Source organism: Kumtagia sp. (genome assembly GCF_059502445.1).
On sequence record NZ_JCACER010000037.1, the window covers coordinates 1 to 15713 of the forward strand.

Annotated in this window: 13 protein-coding genes; 8 read left to right on the forward strand and 5 right to left on the reverse strand. The window is 67.4% G+C overall.

Features of this window, described 5'->3' with window-relative positions:
- Positions 1-66: 66 nt before the first annotated feature.
- Together AC5JDC_RS13745 and AC5JDC_RS13750 are read right to left on the reverse strand one after the other, a co-directional pair.
- On the reverse strand, positions 67-2616 hold the full coding sequence (locus tag AC5JDC_RS13745) for an ABC transporter permease (RefSeq protein ID WP_495841875.1): 2550 nt from the start codon (positions 2614-2616) through the stop codon (positions 67-69).
- A 318-nt stretch (positions 2617-2934) separates the two neighbouring features.
- A complete protein-coding gene (locus tag AC5JDC_RS13750; protein ID WP_495841877.1) occupies positions 2935-3645 on the reverse strand; it encodes an ABC transporter ATP-binding protein in 711 nt (236 codons plus the stop codon).
- Positions 3646-3706: 61 nt separating this feature from the next.
- Here AC5JDC_RS13750 and AC5JDC_RS13755 point away from each other — a divergent pair, with 61 nt between their 5' ends.
- Positions 3707-4348, forward strand: coding sequence for an arylesterase (locus AC5JDC_RS13755; protein WP_495841879.1), 642 nt, complete (start codon positions 3707-3709; stop codon positions 4346-4348).
- Between the two features lie 134 nt (positions 4349-4482).
- Positions 4483-5076: an RNA 2',3'-cyclic phosphodiesterase gene (gene thpR, locus AC5JDC_RS13760; protein ID WP_106775056.1), complete on the forward strand. Its 594-nt coding sequence runs from the start codon at positions 4483-4485 to the stop codon at positions 5074-5076.
- A gap of 258 nt (positions 5077-5334) precedes the next feature.
- On the opposite strand, the gene AC5JDC_RS13765 is transcribed toward thpR, so the two are convergent.
- Together AC5JDC_RS13765 and AC5JDC_RS13770 are read right to left on the reverse strand one after the other, a co-directional pair.
- Positions 5335-5976 (reverse strand): LysE family translocator, encoded by a 642-nt coding sequence (locus AC5JDC_RS13765; RefSeq protein WP_495841881.1) that lies wholly within the window; start codon positions 5974-5976, stop codon positions 5335-5337.
- A gap of 76 nt (positions 5977-6052) precedes the next feature.
- Complete coding sequence (locus AC5JDC_RS13770; protein WP_495841883.1) at positions 6053-8119, reverse strand: putative bifunctional diguanylate cyclase/phosphodiesterase; 2067 nt, start codon at positions 8117-8119, stop codon at positions 6053-6055.
- Positions 8120-8463: 344 nt separating this feature from the next.
- On the opposite strand from AC5JDC_RS13770, the gene AC5JDC_RS13775 reads away from it, so the two are divergent.
- From AC5JDC_RS13775 to AC5JDC_RS13790, 4 genes are all read left to right on the forward strand, one after another.
- A complete protein-coding gene (locus tag AC5JDC_RS13775) occupies positions 8464-9585 on the forward strand; it encodes a TRAP transporter substrate-binding protein (RefSeq protein ID WP_495841885.1) in 1122 nt (373 codons plus the stop codon).
- Positions 9586-9663: 78 nt separating this feature from the next.
- On the forward strand, positions 9664-10305 hold the full coding sequence (locus AC5JDC_RS13780; protein WP_495841887.1) for a TRAP transporter small permease subunit: 642 nt from the start codon (positions 9664-9666) through the stop codon (positions 10303-10305).
- A complete protein-coding gene (locus AC5JDC_RS13785) occupies positions 10302-11723 on the forward strand; it encodes a TRAP transporter large permease (RefSeq protein WP_106775060.1) in 1422 nt (473 codons plus the stop codon). The genes AC5JDC_RS13780 and AC5JDC_RS13785 overlap by 4 nt, the downstream gene beginning before the upstream one ends.
- A 42-nt stretch (positions 11724-11765) precedes the next feature.
- Positions 11766-11930 (forward strand): hypothetical protein, encoded by a 165-nt coding sequence (locus AC5JDC_RS13790; protein WP_165816218.1) that lies wholly within the window; start codon positions 11766-11768, stop codon positions 11928-11930.
- Between the two features lie 6 nt (positions 11931-11936).
- Here the strand turns inward: AC5JDC_RS13790 and AC5JDC_RS13795 are convergent, their stop codons facing one another.
- Positions 11937-12866: a hypothetical protein gene (locus tag AC5JDC_RS13795; protein WP_495841890.1), complete on the reverse strand. Its 930-nt coding sequence runs from the start codon at positions 12864-12866 to the stop codon at positions 11937-11939.
- 437 nt (positions 12867-13303) lie between these two features.
- Between AC5JDC_RS13795 and AC5JDC_RS13800 the strand changes: the two genes are divergently transcribed.
- Both AC5JDC_RS13800 and AC5JDC_RS13805 read left to right on the forward strand, forming a co-directional pair.
- Positions 13304-14524, forward strand: coding sequence for an argininosuccinate synthase (locus tag AC5JDC_RS13800; RefSeq protein WP_106775062.1), 1221 nt, complete (start codon positions 13304-13306; stop codon positions 14522-14524).
- Between the two features lie 218 nt (positions 14525-14742).
- A complete protein-coding gene (locus AC5JDC_RS13805; RefSeq protein ID WP_495841892.1) occupies positions 14743-15711 on the forward strand; it encodes a hypothetical protein in 969 nt (322 codons plus the stop codon).
- Positions 15712-15713 lie beyond the last annotated feature (2 nt).

Here is a 15713-nt window from a genome sequence, read left to right on the forward strand (position 1 = left end):
GCCCTACTGCCCTACTGCCCTACTGCCCTACTGCCCTACTGCCCTACTGCCCTACAGCCCTACCGCCTACAGTTCCCGCAACACCGGCGCCGCCTTGTGCCCGAGCACCCGCCAGGTGCCGATCAGGCCGATGCCGACGGTGAGCACCAGCGCGATCGCCACGGTCGACACGGCCACCGCCGGCGAGAAACTGGACGGCAGGGTCATCACCCTGGTCACCACGAACCACGCCGCCACGCCGCCGGCGACCAGCGCGAAGACGGCGGTGGCCAGGCCGATCAGCATGTATTCGAGCGAGAAGGCGGCGATCAGCGTGCGCCGCGTGGCGCCGAGCGTCTTCAGCACCACGGCGTCGTGGATGCGCGCGCGGTTGCCGGCGGCGAGCGCGCCGGCAAGCACCAGCACGGAGGCGAGCAGGGCGACGCTTGCCGCGGCGCGGATCGCCGTGCCGAGCTGCGCCACCAGCCGGTTGACGATGTCGAGCGCGTCCTTGACCCGGACCGTGGTGACGGCCGGATAGGCGCGGGTGACCTGGTTCAGCACCTGCGCCTCCTCGGCCAGCGTGGCGTCGGGCGCCATCAGGGTAGCGAGCCAGGCATGCGGCGCGCCGGCGAAGGTGTTGGGCGAGAACACCATCACGAAGTTGATGCCCATGGATTCCCACTGCACGTCGCGCAGGCTGGCGATCCTTGCGGTGATGTTGCGGCCGAGCACGTTGACCGTCACCGTGTCGCCGATCTTCAAGCCGAGCTGGCCGGCTTCTTCCGAGGAGAACGAGACCAGCGGCTCGCCGGCGTAGTCCCGCGGCCACCAGGCGCCGGCGCTGAGCGTCGCGTTCTCCGGAATATTCGCCGCATAGGTGATGCCGCGGTCGCCGCGCAGCACCCAGGCGCCCTCCGGCGGCACCGTGATCTTCTGCACGTCGACGCCGTTCAGCGCCATGACGCGGCCGCGTAGCATCGGCACCCGCACCAGCTTGCCGTCCGGCGCCAGCCCGGTGACCAGACTGGAGAAGGCGTCGACGTCGGCCGCCTGGATGTCGACGAAGAAGAAGTTCGGCGCCTGCTCCGGCAGGCTGCCGGAGATCTGGCGCCGCAGGTCGCCGTCGATCAGCGCCAGCGTCACCAGCAGGGTCAGGCCGAGGCCGAGCGACAGCACGACAGAGGGCGTCAGCGCGCCGGGGCGGTGGATGTTGCCGACGGCGAGCCGCAGCGCGGTGGAGCGCAGCCGCGGCGCCCGGCGCGCCAGCCATTGCACGCCGAGGCCGACGCCGCGCAGCACGATGAAGGCGGCCACGGCGGCGCCGACGAAGATCGTGGCGATGCGACGGTCGGTGGCGAACCAGATGGACAGCGCCGCAAGCAGGACGGCGATGCCGATCGCCAGCGCCACATAGGGCCAGCGTGGAAGACCGCGGCCGCCGATCCCCATCTCGCGGAACAGGGCCGTCGCCGGCACGGCGCGGGCGCGCCCCAGCGGCAGGACGGCGAAGGCAAGCGTCACCAGCACGCCGAAGCCGGCGGCCAGCGCCAGCGCGCCGGGATAGACGCCGCCCTCGGCCGGCACCGGGATGAAGGAGGAAAGGGCCGCGCTGGCGGCGAAGGGCATGAGCGCGGCGAGCGCCAGGCCGATGACGACGCCGAAGCCGGCGATGATCAGGATCTGCGCGAGATAGAGCGCGAAGACGAAGCCGCCGGAGGCGCCGAGGCTCTTGAAGGTGGCGATGACGCCGCGCTTGCCGTCGAGATAGGCGCCGACCGCGTTGGCCACCCCGACGCCGCCGACCACCAGCGCCGTCAGCCCGACCAAAGTGAGGAACTGCGAAAAGCGCTCGATGTTGGAGGAGAGCGCCGGGGCCGCGCTGGTGCGGGTGCGGATGCTCCAGCCGGCTTCCGGGAATTTTTCGGCCGCCTCGGCGCGGATCGCGGCAAGGTCGGCCTCGCCGCTGCCGGCGGGCAGGCGGACCTTGTACTGGTGCTCGACCAGGCTGCCTGGCTGCACCAGGCCGGAGGCGCGCAGGCCCTCCAACGAGACCAGAAGCCGGGGGGCGAAGCCAAAACCGTCGGAGATGGCGTCGGGCTCGGAGGCGAGCACGGCGCGCAGCTCGAAGGTGGCGCCGCCGAGCTTGATGCGGCTGCCCGGCTCGAGGCCGAGCCGCTCGAACAGGAGATCGGCCGCGGCGGCGCCGTAGACCCCGTCCTCTTCGGCGAACAGATCCGGCGCGGGCAGGGCGGGCCGGGTGACGAGCGTGCCGTAGAGCGGATAGGCGGCGTCAACCGCCTTGGCCTCGACCAGGGCCTGGTCGGAGCCGTCCTCCAGGCGCGCCATCGAACGCATGCCGGCGCTGACGGCCAGCGTGCCGAGCCTGTCGAGGAAGGCGCGCTCGTCTGGCGTCGCCTCGCGCTGGTTGAGGGCGAAGCGGATGTCGCCGCCGAGCAGCGCCTGGCCCTCGGTGGCGACGCCGGACGAGATCGCCTGCGCCACCGAATTGACGCCGCCGATCGCGCCTACGCCGAGCGCGATGCAGGTGAGGAAGATGAGGAAGCCGGAAAGGCCGCCGCGCATCTCGCGCAGCGCGAAGCGGAGCGCGAGGCGGAAGGAGCGCAAGATGCTCATGCGGCAGCGCCCCTTTGCGGAATTGCAGGCGCCCTACGTTGCCCCCCTCTGTCCTGCCGGACATGTACCACAAACAGCAAGGAATTCGGTCGCGTCGTACCCCCACCCCTAACCCCTCCCCTCAAGGGGGAGGGGGACCGGCGTGCGTCTCCGCCAAACGCCAATCGTCGACGGCTTCGTGTGGCATGGCGGCCGCAAAGTTCCCCTCCCCCTTGAGGGGAGGGGTTAGGGGTGGGAGTAATTCCGTATGCGATTGCCCCACCTCCTGGGGGAGATGTCCGGCAGGACAGAGCGCGGCATTCGCCTGCCGGCGTCCGGTCAGGCATTGGCGCTGACCAGGTGGGGGCGCTCGGCTTCCGTCTCGATGCGCCCCGAGCGCATGGCGATCTGGCGCGAGCAGCGGGCGGCAAGCGCCGGGTCGTGGGTGACCAGCACCAGCGTGGTGCCGCGCTCGCGCGCTTCCGAGAACAGCAGGTCGGCGATCTGGCGGCCGGTCGCCTGGTCGAGATTACCGGTCGGCTCGTCGGCGATGAGGATGCGCGGGGAGGGCGCCAGCGCGCGGGCGATCGCTACGCGCTGCTGCTCGCCGCCGGAAAGCTCGCCGGGATAATGCGTCAGCCGCTCGCTGAGGCCGACCGCGGCGAGCTCGCGCCTTGCGGCGGCGAACGGATCGGCATGGCCGGCCAGCTCCAGCGGCACGGCGACGTTCTCCAGGGCGGTCATATTGGGGATCAGGTGGAAGGACTGGAAGACGATGCCGATGGTGCGGCCGCGGAAGGCGGCGATCTCGTCCTCGCTGCGGCCGTTGAGCAATTGCCCGGCGATCTTGACCGTGCCGGAATCGACGCTTTCCAGCCCCGCCAGCACCATCAGCAGCGTCGACTTGCCGGAGCCGGACGGGCCGACGATGCCGGCGGTCTCGCCGGCGGTCACGTCGAGGCTGATCCCTTTCAGCACGTGAACGGACGAAGCACCTTCGCCGAGAGTCAAGGAAACGTCGCGAAGTTCGATGACGGCTTCTGCGGTCACGGTTTGGTCCTATATGGAGGCGAGGATTTCAGGCGCGTTTTCGTCATATGGGCTTTAAGGCATGGCTTTCAAACGGTTCATCCTTTCCGCGGCAGCATTGGTGGCGGCAGCCATGATGACAATCGGCGGCGCGGCGGCCGAGCCGCGCCAGATCGTCGCGTTCGGCGACAGCCTGACGGCCGGATTCGGCCTCGATGCCGGCAAAAGCTTTCCAGAAAAGCTGCAGGCCGCGCTCGACACGAAAGGTCACGATGTCGTGATCGCCAATGCCGGGGTCTCGGGCGACACCACCAGCGGCGGTCTTGCGCGGCTCGACTGGTCGGTTCCCGACGGCACCGACATCGTCATCCTCGAGCTTGGCGCCAACGACATGCTGCGCGGCGTCACTCCCGACATCACGCGCAGGAATCTCGACGACATGATCACCCGGCTCAAGGCACGCGGCATCACGGTGCTGCTCGCCGGCATGCGCGCCGCCCCCAATCTCGGGCCGGACTACCAGCAGGCGTTCGACGCGATCTATCCTGACCTGGCGCAGGCGCACGGTCTCGTCCTCTATCCGTTCTTCCTCGACGGGGTCGCCGCCGACCGGCAGTTCCTGCTCGACGATGGCATGCACCCCAACGCCGCCGGCGTCGACCGCATGGTCGAGCGCTTCCTGCCGGTCATCGAGAAGGTGCTGGCGGAGACGGGCGCGACCTGACCCCGCCGGTGCCCGGCGAAACCTTCCGGTAGGGGAAGCGTTATCTGTTGCAATGCACATAAAACGCTTGCCGTCGTCGCCGTTCGATGATTCCGTAGGCATGCGAGTTCCGATTCGAGGAAGGGAGGCTGTTCATGCCGCGTCTTTTCACCGCCCTCGAAATTCCCCGTGACGCCGCCTTGTCGCTGTCGCTCCTGCGCGGAGGCCTGCCCGGCGCGCGCTGGATCGATGTCGAGAACTACCACATCACCCTGCGCTTCATCGGCGACGTCGAAGGCCATGTCGCCGACGAGATCGCCAACGCGCTCGACCGGGTGCGGCGGCCGTCTTTCCAACTCAGGCTCGCCGGCGTCGGCGCCTTCGGCGGCAAGAAGCCGCATTCGGTATGGGCCGGCGCCGTCGCTTCGCCCGACCTCAATGCGCTGCAGGCGGAGATCGAGCGCATCTGCCAGCGCATCGGCATGCCCGCCGATCCCCGCAAGTTCACACCCCACGTCACGCTGGCGCGGCTGCGCAATTCGAGCCCGGCCGACGTCGCGGCCTACCTGTCGGCGCGCGGCAATTTTTCGGCCGCGCCCTTCAAGGTCGGCCGCTTCGTGCTGATGTCGTCGCGCGACTCGGTCGGCGGCGGGCCCTACGTGGTCGAGGAGGCATGGCCGCTGTCGGGGGCGGACGGCCGCTCCGCGCCGCTGCCGGAATATTCCGGCGCGGCCAATATGTGGCGCTGAGGCGGGTTTTCTCTCCGTCCGTCGCACAGCAGATTCTCGGGAGTTGCTCGGCAGACTACCCCCACCCCTAACCCCGCCCCTCAAGGGGGAGGGGACCAGCTTGCGGCTCTGTCAGGCGTCAATCGGCGACGGTTTCGCGCCGCATGGCGGCCACAAGGTCCCCCTCCCCCTTGAGGGGAGGGGTTAGGGGTGGGGGTACGAAGCGGCGAAATCACCATGCGATTGCCCCGCTGCCGGCGGGAGGCGGGAAGCGTCGCCCTATTTCGCCTGCGCCGTGAGAATCTTAAGGGCGAAGGCTGAAAACACGCCGGCGAACAGATAGTCGACGATCCGGGTAACGCGCGGGCTCTTGCGCAGCAGGCCGGCGAAGCGGTCGGCGGCGATCACCATCGGCGCGGTGACCGGAAGCGACAGCACGATGAACATGAGGCCGAGGAAGAACAGCTTTCCCGGCGCGCCCGGATCGCTGGCCGACACGAACTGCGGCAGGAAGGTCATGAAGAACAGGATGATCTTCGGGTTCATCAGGTTGATGCCGAGGCCGGTCGCCCAGTTCTGGACGAGCGAGCGCGGCTTGCGCGGTGTCGCGTCCGGCGAGAAGGCCGAGCCCTTGGAGATCGCCTGCCACGCCAGCCAGACGAGATAGCCGGCGCCGAAGATCTTCAGCACCAGGAAGGCCTGCGGCGAGGCGACGATCAGGGCCGACAGGCCGAGCGCCACCAGGGCGGTGTGGATGACGATGCCGGTCATCGCGCCGAGCATGCAGGCGAAGCCCGAGGCGCGGCCTTCCGACAGCGCGCGCCCGACGAACAGGGTCATGTCTGGGCCGGGCGTGATGGCGATGATGAAGGTGGCGATCGCGAATTGCAGGATGATGGAAAGGTCGGGGACAAAGGTCATGACACGGCCCATGGCGACGAAGCGCCGGCTATAGCCGAACCAGGCCGCCGGCGCCAGACGGTGCCTCGCTTCCCCGTCACCCGTAGCGGCGCTGGCCCGCGGCGAAGACCGGCTCGGCCGCCGCGCCGTCGCCGGCCGCTTCAGCCAGGTCGATCTCGTCGATGGGTCGCGGCCGGCCGAGCAGGTAGCCCTGCGCCTCGTTGCAGCCTTCCACCTGGAGGATCGAGAGCTGCATCTGCGTCTCGACGCCCTCGGCGAGCACCGGAATCTCGAGGCTGCGGCCGAGCGTCAGCACGGCGCGGATGATCGCCTTGGCCTGCGGGCTGCGCTCGACGTCGGCCATGAACGACCGGTCGAGCTTGATCTTGTCGAACGGAAACGAGCGCAGCGTGTCGAGTGACGAGTAGCCGGTGCCGAAATCGTCGATCGCGACGGTCACGCCCAGCGCCTTGATCCGGCGCAGGGCATGCAGCGTGCGCGCCTTGTCGGCGATGATCGTCGATTCGGTCAGCTCGAGCTCCAGCCTTTTCGGCGCCAGCCCCGTTTCCAGCAGCACTTCGTGCACCAGCCGTGCCAGGTCCACATGGGCGAACTGCACCGGCGAGAGATTGACGGCGATCTTGTGCGTGTTGTCCCAGGCGGCAGCATGGCGGCAGGCGGTGCGCAGCACCCACTCGCCGATCGCCAGGATGGAGCCGTTCTCCTCGGCGACCGGTATGAACTCCGCCGGCGGGATCATGCCGCGCTCGGGATGCTTCCAGCGCAGCAGCGCCTCGTAGCCGCGGATCTCTCCGGTCGAGACGGAGGTCTGCACCTGGTAGTGCAGCGCAAGCTCGCCGCGCTCGATCGCCTGGCGCAGGTCGTTGGCCAGCGCGCGCCGGTCGCGCGCCGCCTCGTCCATGCCGGGCTCGTAGAAACACACCGCCCGGGACACGTCGGCCTTGGCCCGGTACATGGCCAGATCGGCGTTGCCGACCAGCCGCTCACGGTCGGTCCCGTCATGCGGATAGACCGCCACGCCGATGCTGGCTCCGGTCGTCAGCTCGAAATCCTCGACCTGCAGCGGCTCGAACAGCGCCGTCTCTAGGCGCTCGACCAGCTCGAGCAGCTCCTTCTGGTCCTTGAACCGCTTCACCGCGGCGAACTCATCGCCGCCCAGCCGCGCCGCGAACTCGCCGTCCCTGAGCAGCCTGTTCAGCCGCCTGCCGACCGTCTTCAGGGCCTCGTCGCCGGCGGCGTGGCCGCGCAGGTCGTTGATCTCCTTGAAGCGGTCGAGGTCGATGACGATCACGGCGATCCTGGTCTCGTCATCGGCGCGGCCGATCTCGTGGTCCAGGTGGTCGCTGAAATACATGCGGTTGGGCAGGCCGGTCAGCGTATCGTTGAGGGCCAGGTGCTGGAGCCGCTCGAAACTCTCGACGCGGACGTCCTCGTCGATCAGGTGGCTGGCGAAGCCGGCCGCCGCGATGATCAGCCCGACCACCAGCACCGCGACCGCCATGGCCTCGAGGATTTCGGGATTGGTGCCGGCGGATATGAACGAGATCGGCTCCACCATCAGCGCCGCCATGGCGGTGAAATGCAGGCCGACGATGGCCAGGACGAGGATGCCGATGCCGGCGTGGAGCGACCAGCGCCGGGGCCGCCGCACCGCCTGGCCCACGGCCAGCGCCGAGAACACGACGGCGATGACGATCGAGGCCGTTACATGTCCGGCGTCCCATTCGACGATGCCGGCCATGTGATAGGCGGCCATTCCGGTGAAATGCATGGCCGAGAGGGAGGCGCCGACGAGGGCGCCGCCGACCTCGGGAGCAAGGTGCAGGCGATCGTTGGTGGCTAGGGCAAAACCTGCTCCGCTGCCCACCATGGCGATCAGCAGCGACATCATCGTCAGGAAAGGGTCGAAGGTGATCGGCACGCCCGGAACATAGGCGAGCATGGCGATGAAATGCGTGCACCAGACCGAGGAGCCGGCGGCGACCGCTGTCAGGAACAGCCACCCGCGCCGCTGCAGGCCGGCGGTCTTCGTGGCCCGCTGGAAAAGGCCCAGGGTCACCCCGCAGCCGACCACGCACATGAAGGCCGCAAGAAGCACTAGCCACAGATTGTGCTCCGTGGCGATGCACGTGATCACCCGCATGAAACCGACCCGACGCCTGCCCAAGCGACCGATTTAAAGGACACGGCGCCGATACGGTCGCATCTAGGCGCGGTCATTATGGCGACCGTGCCGCAAAGAGGTGAAAGTCGACTTAATCGCTCAATAAACCCGGACGAAGCTGCGCCGAATCCGCCGTTCCCGGCGGAAAACTCGTGCGCAATGGTAAACCGATTCATCCAGAACGACGGCCGGGCGGCCCGCACCCGCCAAGGGCTGGCATCGTAGTCCTAAGTTGTAGGGCGCCCCGTCTTGCATCGCAGGCCTCTTGGCCTATTCTGGTCCGGCAGCGTGACGAAGATCACGGCAAATGGGAGGAATGCGAAATGGCCGAGAAGGCAATCTCACGCAGACGATTCCTGAAAACCTCGACGGTCGGCGGCGCCGCGGCCGCGGCCAGCACGCTCGCCGCGCCCGCGGTGCTGGCGCAGGCGCCGGTCGTGCTCAAGATGCAGTCGTCCTGGCCGGCATCCGATGTCTTCCAGGAGATGGCGCAGCAATATGTCGACCGCGTCCAGGCGATGTCGGGAGGCCGGCTGAAGATCGACCTGCTGCCGGCCGGTGCGGTCGTCGGCGCCTTCCAGGTGCAGGACGGCTGCCATGACGGAGTCATCGACGCCGCGCATACCGTCCCGGTCTACTGGTACGGCAAGAACAAGGCCGCCTCGCTGTTCGGCACCGGACCGGTGTTCGGCGGCGACGCCAACCAGATGATCGCCTGGCTCTATTACGGCGGCGGCCAGGAGTTCTACCGCGAGCTGACGCAGGACATTCTCGGCCTCAACGTCGTCGGCTTCCTCTCCTTCGGCATGCCGGCGCAGCCGCTCGGCTGGTTCAAGAGCGAGATCACCGACGCCGCGCAGCTGCAGGGCCTGAAATACCGCACGGTGGGCCTGGCTGCGGACCTGTTCCAGTCGATGGGCGCCTCGGTCGCCCAGCTTCCGGGCGGCGAGATCGTGCCGGCCATGGAACGCGGGGTGATCGACGGCTTCGAGTTCAACAATCCGACCTCCGACATGCGCTTCGGCGCGCAGGACGTGGCCAAGAACTACATGCTCGCCTCCTATCACCAGGCGAGCGAATCCTTCGAATACATCTTCAACCGGGACAAGTTCGAGAGCCTCGAGCCCGACCTGCAGGCGATCCTGAAGCACGGCGTCGAAGCCGCGCACCTCGCCAACTACGCGCTCGCCATGAACCAGTACTCCGCCGACCTGCAGAAGCTCGCCAGCGAAAGCGGCGTCAACGTCAAGCGCACGCCGGACACCGTGCTCAAGGCCCAGCTCGAGGCCTGGGACAAGATCCTGCCGCCGCTGATGGACGACCCGTTCTTCAAGAAAGTGGTCGACAGCCAGAAGGCATGGTGCGAGCGCGTCGTCTTCTACAGCCTGCAGAACGCGCCCGACTACAAGCTCGCCTATCAGCACTATTTCCCGGGCAAGATCTGACGATCGACGGCTGAAGCGCCGTCCGGCGGAATCGCGCCGGACGGCCTCGAACCTGGCCAGCTTACCGGGCGGTGGCGCGTGGAACGATACATCGCATTCGCCGACAGGCTGTCGGCCTGGTTCGGAAAAGTGTTCGCCTGGTGCATCCTCGGCATGACGCTCGGCGTCGGCTACGAGGTCGTCGTGCGGTATGCCTTCCGTGCCCCGACGCCCTGGGCCTTCGACCTGTCCTACATGCTGTACGGGACGCTGTTCATGATGGCGGGGGCCTACACGCTGTCGCGGGACGGCCATGTCCGCGGCGACTTCCTCTACCGGCTGTGGCAGCCGCGGACGCAGGCGAGGGTCGAGTTCGTCCTTTATTTCCTGTTCTTCTTTCCCGGCGTCCTGGCGCTGATCTTCGCCGGCTGGAAATATGCGGCGCGCTCCTGGCGCTATCTCGAAGTCAGCAACATGAGCCCGGCCAACATTCCGGTCTACCAGCTCAAGACGGTCATCGTCGCGGCCGGCATCCTGCTGTTCCTGCAAGGCATCGCGCAGGTGTTCCGCTGCATCGTCTGCATGCGCACCGGCGCCTGGCCGCCGCATGCGCGCGACGTCGAGGAACTGGAAAAGGTGCTGCTGGAGACGAAAAGCCTCGATGTGCTCCATTCGGGAGCAGAGCCGGCGCCTGTTCCTCCCGGCCTGGAACCGACGAGCAAAGACGGAGAACGCCGATGACCGAGCCCATGGTCGCCGTCGGCATGCTGCTGGTGCTCATCCTGGCGATATTTCTCGGCTTTCCCGTCGCCTTCACCCTGATGGCGCTGGGCGTGGGCGTCGGGTATTACGCCTATTACGACGCCGGCCGCATGTGGGCCGCCTACAACCGCGCGGTCGAGGCGGGCGCCGACGGCTGGACGCTGGCCGAGACCTGGATCGGCGGCTTCTTCAACAACCGCATCTTCGACCTGTTCGTCAACCAGACCTATTCGACGATGTCGAACGACGTGCTGACGTCGATCCCGCTGTTCCTGTTCATGGGCTACATCGTCGAGCGCGCCAACGTCATCGACCGGCTGTTTTCGGCGCTCTACATCGCCAGCCGCCGGATTCCGGGCTCGATGGCGGTGGCGGCGCTGATCACCTGCACGCTGTTCGCGACCGCCAGCGGCATCGTCGGGGCGGTCGTCACGCTGATGGGCCTGCTGGCGCTGCCGTCGATGCTGAAGGCGCGCTACGACGTGCGCTACGCCACCGGCGTCATCTGCGCCGGCGGCACGCTCGGCATCCTCATCCCGCCGTCGATCCTGCTGATCGTCTATGCCGCGACCTCGGGCGTGTCGGTGGTGCGGATGTATGCGGCGGCGATGATACCGGGCTTCCTGCTTGCCGGCCTCTATCTCCTCTATGTCGTCAGCCGTGCCGTTCTCAAGCCGGAGATCGCGCCGCGGCCGAGCAAGGAGGACGTCGGCGACCATACCTTCCTGCAAATCTGCTGGATGATGCTCGTCTCCTTCGTCCCGATGGCGGTTCTGATCCTGTCCGTGCTGGCGTCGATCCTGTTCGGCCTGGCGACGCCGTCCGAAGCGGCGGCCGTGGGGGCGGCAGGCGGACTCGTGCTCGCCGCGGCCTATGGCGGGCTGACCTGGGAGCGGCTGAAGGAATCGGTCTATCTCACCGCGCGGGCCTCGGCGATGGTGTGCTGGCTGTTCGTCGGCTCGGCCACCTTCGCCTCGATCTTCGCCTATCTCGGCGGCCAGCAACTGGTGAGCGATTTCGTCACCGGCCTCGACATGTCGCCGCTGATGTTCCTGATCGTCGCGCAGATCATCATCTTCATCCTCGGCTGGCCGCTGGAATGGACGGAGATCATCGTCATCTTCATCCCGATCTTCCTGCCGCTGCTGCCGCATTTCGGCATCGACCCGCTGTTCTTCGGCATGCTGGTGGCGGTCAACCTGCAGACGGCGTTCCTGTCGCCGCCGATGGCGATGTCAGCCTATTACCTGAAGGGCGTCGCCCCGCCGCAGGTCCAGCTGACGGACATCTTTCGCGGCATGATGCCCTATATGGCGATCGTCATCCTGTGCATGGTGGTGATGTATGTCTTCCCGCAGACGGTCTTCTGGCTGCCGAACCTGGTCTACGGGCGGTGAGGTGGCGGCGGTGAACGACAGGCATGGAAGGAACCGGCCGCGATGATGGACCGCCTGTTCGCGCTGCTGGCGCTGCTCGCCCTCGTCGGCTTCCTTGGCATCGTCGGCATCAGGGTCGGCCGCGTCGACCTGGCGATCGTCATCGCCATAACCCTGGCGTTCGCCTGCTACGATGTGTGGCGGCAGCTTTTCGCGAACCGCCGCTGACGAAGATCAGGGCGTTATCGTGCCGGTCCGCGGGTCCTCGTCGGCGGCGATCAGCGGATCGCGCGGCTCGTAGCGCTCGCCGTTCCAGCTCCAGTGCATGGGCTCCAGGTCGAAGCGATCCAGCGTGACGAGATTCGGCCAGCCGCCATTGGATGTGCTGGCGTCGGTGTAGATGGCGAGGCCTTCGCTGTTGTAGGCCTCGCGCCAGTCCCCGACCGGGCCGGTGCGGACGAAGCCGAACAGGCCGCAGCCGGTGCGTCCGTAATACCAGGCCGAGCCGCACAGCGTGGCGAACAGCATCTCCTTGCCCGCGCCGCGGTCGAGGCGGGTTGCCGCCACCTTCGGCGTCGCCGTGGTCGCTGCGCGGAACAGGCCGATCTCTTCCTCGAGGAGAGACCGGGCTGTTTCGACGGCGTCGGTCTCGGAAAGCTCGATCTTCGCGTAGGCCGACATGTCGACCTGGCTGCACAGCGGCGCAACCGCCTCGATGACCTTGCGCGAGCCGCGCAGCGCGAAGGTGGCCGCCACCGTGTCGTCGGTGCCCAGTTCCGCCGTCAGGCGGCTTCCGCCCTTCAGCGCCTCCACGATCTCGCGGGACAGCGGCAGGGTGACCGTCCTCGCCTGCTGCTCCGCCAGCATCGGATAGGTCTTCGCGTCGACGGAGAGGCGTGCCGGCACGGCGGACGTGGGCGTCTCGCGCGGCCCGGTGCGCAGCCTGAGCGACCAGCGCTGCTCGGCGCAGACCAGCGAGCCGCCGGTGATGGCGGCCGCTTCGGTCGGGACGGGCAGGATGGCGACGGCGCCGCTGCCGGCCTCCTGCCAGGCTTCGGCGGCGACACCTTGCCCGGACAGGAACGGCAGGATGGCGAGGGCCGCCAGAGCGGCCGCCCAGGTGTTGCGCGCATGCGATTGCGGGTTGGCTGGAAGCTTGGTCATCGCGGAAATGGTGCCGGCTGCGGAGAATCACGAAATCTGGTCGAACGGCCTATTGGTGACCGATCGAGGCAAAGCGATCGTTAACGGCTGTTCGCGGCGGTGCGTCCGAACCTCGACATGCAGGTTAATCGCTTACAGACGACCAGGACTTTCGCTGCTTCGTACCCCCACCCCTATCCCCTCCCCACAAGGGGAGGGGGACTTCGCGGCCGCTATGCCCCGCGAACCATCGACGATGGCACCTGCCGGAGATGCCGGCCCGGTTCCCCTCCCCCTTGTGGGGAGGGGTTAGGGGTGGGAGTAAACGCATATGCGATCGGCCAGCCCTACAAGGCGGGAATCGCAGCGTCCGCAGCCCTTGCCCGCCAAGGCATTCCTGCTAATAGTGCCGGCCGAAAACAGGGCGGCCCGGCCGCTTCCGCAATTCCGGAGACACCATGTCGAAGTGGAAAGACGTCAAGAAGGTCGTGCTCGCCTATTCCGGCGGTCTCGACACGTCGATCATCTTGAAGTGGCTGCAGACCGAGCTCGGCGCCGAGGTCGTCACCTTCACCGCCGATCTCGGCCAGGGCGGCGAGCTCGAGCCGGCGCGCAAGAAGGCCGAGATGATGGGCATCAAGGACATCCGCATCGTCGATGTCCGCGAGGAGTTCGTCTCCGACTTCGTCTTCCCGATGTTCCGCGCCAACGCCGTCTACGAGGGCCAGTACCTGCTCGGCACGTCGATCGCCCGGCCGCTGATCTCAAAGCATTTGGTCGAGATCGCACGGGAGACCGGGGCCGACGCCATCGCCCACGGCTCCACCGGCAAGGGCAACGACCAGGTGCGCTTCGAGCTCTCCGCTTATGCGCTCAATCCCGATATCAAGGTGATCGCGCCGTGGCGCGACTGGTCGTTCAAGTCGCGCACCGACCTGCTCGACTTCGCCGAGAAGCACCAGATCCCGATCGCCAAGGACAAGCGCGGCGACGCGCCCTTCTCGGTCGACGCCAACCTGCTGCATTCCTCCTCGGAAGGCAGGGTCCTGGAGGATCCGTGGAGCGAGCCGCCGGAATTCGTGCATCAGCGCACGGTCTCGCCGATGGACGCTCCCGATGTCGTCACCGAGATCACGATCACCTTCAAGAACGGTGACCCGGTAGCGATCAACGGCGAAAGCCTGTCGCCGGCGACGCTGCTGGCCAGGCTCAACGACCTCGGCCGCGATAACGGCATCGGCCGGCTCGACCTGGTCGAGAACCGCTTTGTCGGCATGAAGAGCCGCGGCGTCTACGAGACGCCGGGCGGCACGATCCTGCTGGCCGCGCACCGCGCCATCGAGTCGATCACGCTCGACCGGGGCGCGGCGCATCTGAAGGACGAGCTGATGCCGCGCTATGCCGAGCTCATCTACAACGGTTTCTGGTTCGCGCCGGAGCGCGAGATGCTGCAGGCGCTGATCGACAGGAGCCAGCAGGACGTCGAGGGCGAGGTGCGGCTGAAGCTCTACAAGGGCAATGTCATCGTCACCGGCCGCCGCTCGCCGAAATCGCTCTATTCGGACGCGCTGGTGACCTTCGAGGACGACCGCGGCGCCTACGACCAGAAGGACGCAGCCGGCTTCATCCGTCTCAACGCACTCAGGCTGCGCACGCTGGCGGCGCGCAACCGCGGGTAAGATCGGGCGGCTGCAGCTTCCTTCCATCCTGACCCTTCCCAACAAGGGGAGGGGGATCGGCAGCCTCTCTCCGGCATGCGCCAACCGCCGACGGTTTCTCGCGGCCTGGGGAGGTAACCGCCTCACCACAAGTTGCCGGCTTCCGGCGGCACGGCATCATATCGTTACCAGCCCTCTCTAGATGAAACCGCCATCGACGTTCCGGACGGAGATGGCCGATGCCGCATTTGCGAATCTTCGGGGATCGGGCGGGCTATGACGAGGACCGCTACACGCTGGTCATGTCGGTGAAGCGCAAGCCCACGGTGTTCCATCTGGTGGCGGGCGGCGGCCTCGACGTGGCGACGGATCCGGTGGACGGCAGGACCATCGTCGACTGCTCGGCAGAGGCGGGCGACGACGCCGGCATCCACAAGGACGCGCGCCTGACGCCCTGGGAGAAGGAGCAGACCATCCGCAAGGTCACGCTGACGGCCAAGGAGGTCGGCAGCACGGTGCTGCGGGCGAAGGGCGGCGGCGCCGACCAGATCAAGCCGCTGCCGATCACCGTCGTCTCCAACAACGATGCGCGCCAGATCGGCAACACGCTCGGCGAGATCACGTCCAAGCTCCGCGACGATATCCAGAAGCTGTCGCTTCGCGACGCCGTCATCGAGGTCGCGCGCGACCAGATGAACAGCGCCATCTCCATAGGCCATTCGCAGAACGGCTTTGGCGTCTACATGAAGAGCGACACGCTGAACTGGTGCGGCGCCTTCGCCTACTGGTGCTGGGACCAGGCCGCCTTCATCAAGGGCGAGACGAACCCGTTCGCCAGCGGCGGCAACGAGGTGCTGTGGTCGCCGCAGCGCGCCATCGAATGGGGCCGCAAGCCGAGCAGTCCGGTCAACATGTGGCGCGTCGACACCAACGAAGGCTATTCACCCGCCAACCTCAAGCGGGCGGACATCGTGCTGGTGCGGGCAAACACCCGGGACTGGAAGGGCGAGGACGAATCGAAGCGGCCGCCGGGGCCCTGGTACTGGAAGCACGTCTGCATGATCCATTCGATCAGCGGCGACACCGTCCTCACCATGGACGGCAACCAGGGGTTTCCGCAGGCCATCAAGATCGTCGAGCGAAGCCTGTCGGAAAAGGTCGACGGCGGACCGTACAAGCTGGCCTTCGTGCACCCGTTTCTCGTCTGAGC

Bases quoted from the DNA above. Each gene is read 5' to 3' on its own strand.
- AC5JDC_RS13745 (WP_495841875.1), bottom strand. From the start codon at position 2,616: ATGAGCATCTTGCGCTCCTTCCGCCTCGCGCTCCGCTTCGCGCTGCGC.
- AC5JDC_RS13755 (WP_495841879.1), top strand. From the start codon at position 3,707: ATGGCTTTCAAACGGTTCATCCTTTCCGCGGCAGCATTGGTGGCGGCA.
- thpR (WP_106775056.1), top strand. From the start codon at position 4,483: ATGCCGCGTCTTTTCACCGCCCTCGAAATTCCCCGTGACGCCGCCTTG.
- AC5JDC_RS13765 (WP_495841881.1), bottom strand. From the start codon at position 5,976: ATGACCTTTGTCCCCGACCTTTCCATCATCCTGCAATTCGCGATCGCC.
- AC5JDC_RS13770 (WP_495841883.1), bottom strand. From the start codon at position 8,119: ATGCGGGTGATCACGTGCATCGCCACGGAGCACAATCTGTGGCTAGTG.
- AC5JDC_RS13775 (WP_495841885.1), top strand. From the start codon at position 8,464: ATGGCCGAGAAGGCAATCTCACGCAGACGATTCCTGAAAACCTCGACG.
- AC5JDC_RS13785 (WP_106775060.1), top strand. From the start codon at position 10,302: ATGACCGAGCCCATGGTCGCCGTCGGCATGCTGCTGGTGCTCATCCTG.
- AC5JDC_RS13790 (WP_165816218.1), top strand. From the start codon at position 11,766: ATGATGGACCGCCTGTTCGCGCTGCTGGCGCTGCTCGCCCTCGTCGGC.
- AC5JDC_RS13795 (WP_495841890.1), bottom strand. From the start codon at position 12,866: ATGACCAAGCTTCCAGCCAACCCGCAATCGCATGCGCGCAACACCTGG.
- AC5JDC_RS13800 (WP_106775062.1), top strand. From the start codon at position 13,304: ATGTCGAAGTGGAAAGACGTCAAGAAGGTCGTGCTCGCCTATTCCGGC.
- AC5JDC_RS13805 (WP_495841892.1), top strand. From the start codon at position 14,743: ATGCCGCATTTGCGAATCTTCGGGGATCGGGCGGGCTATGACGAGGAC.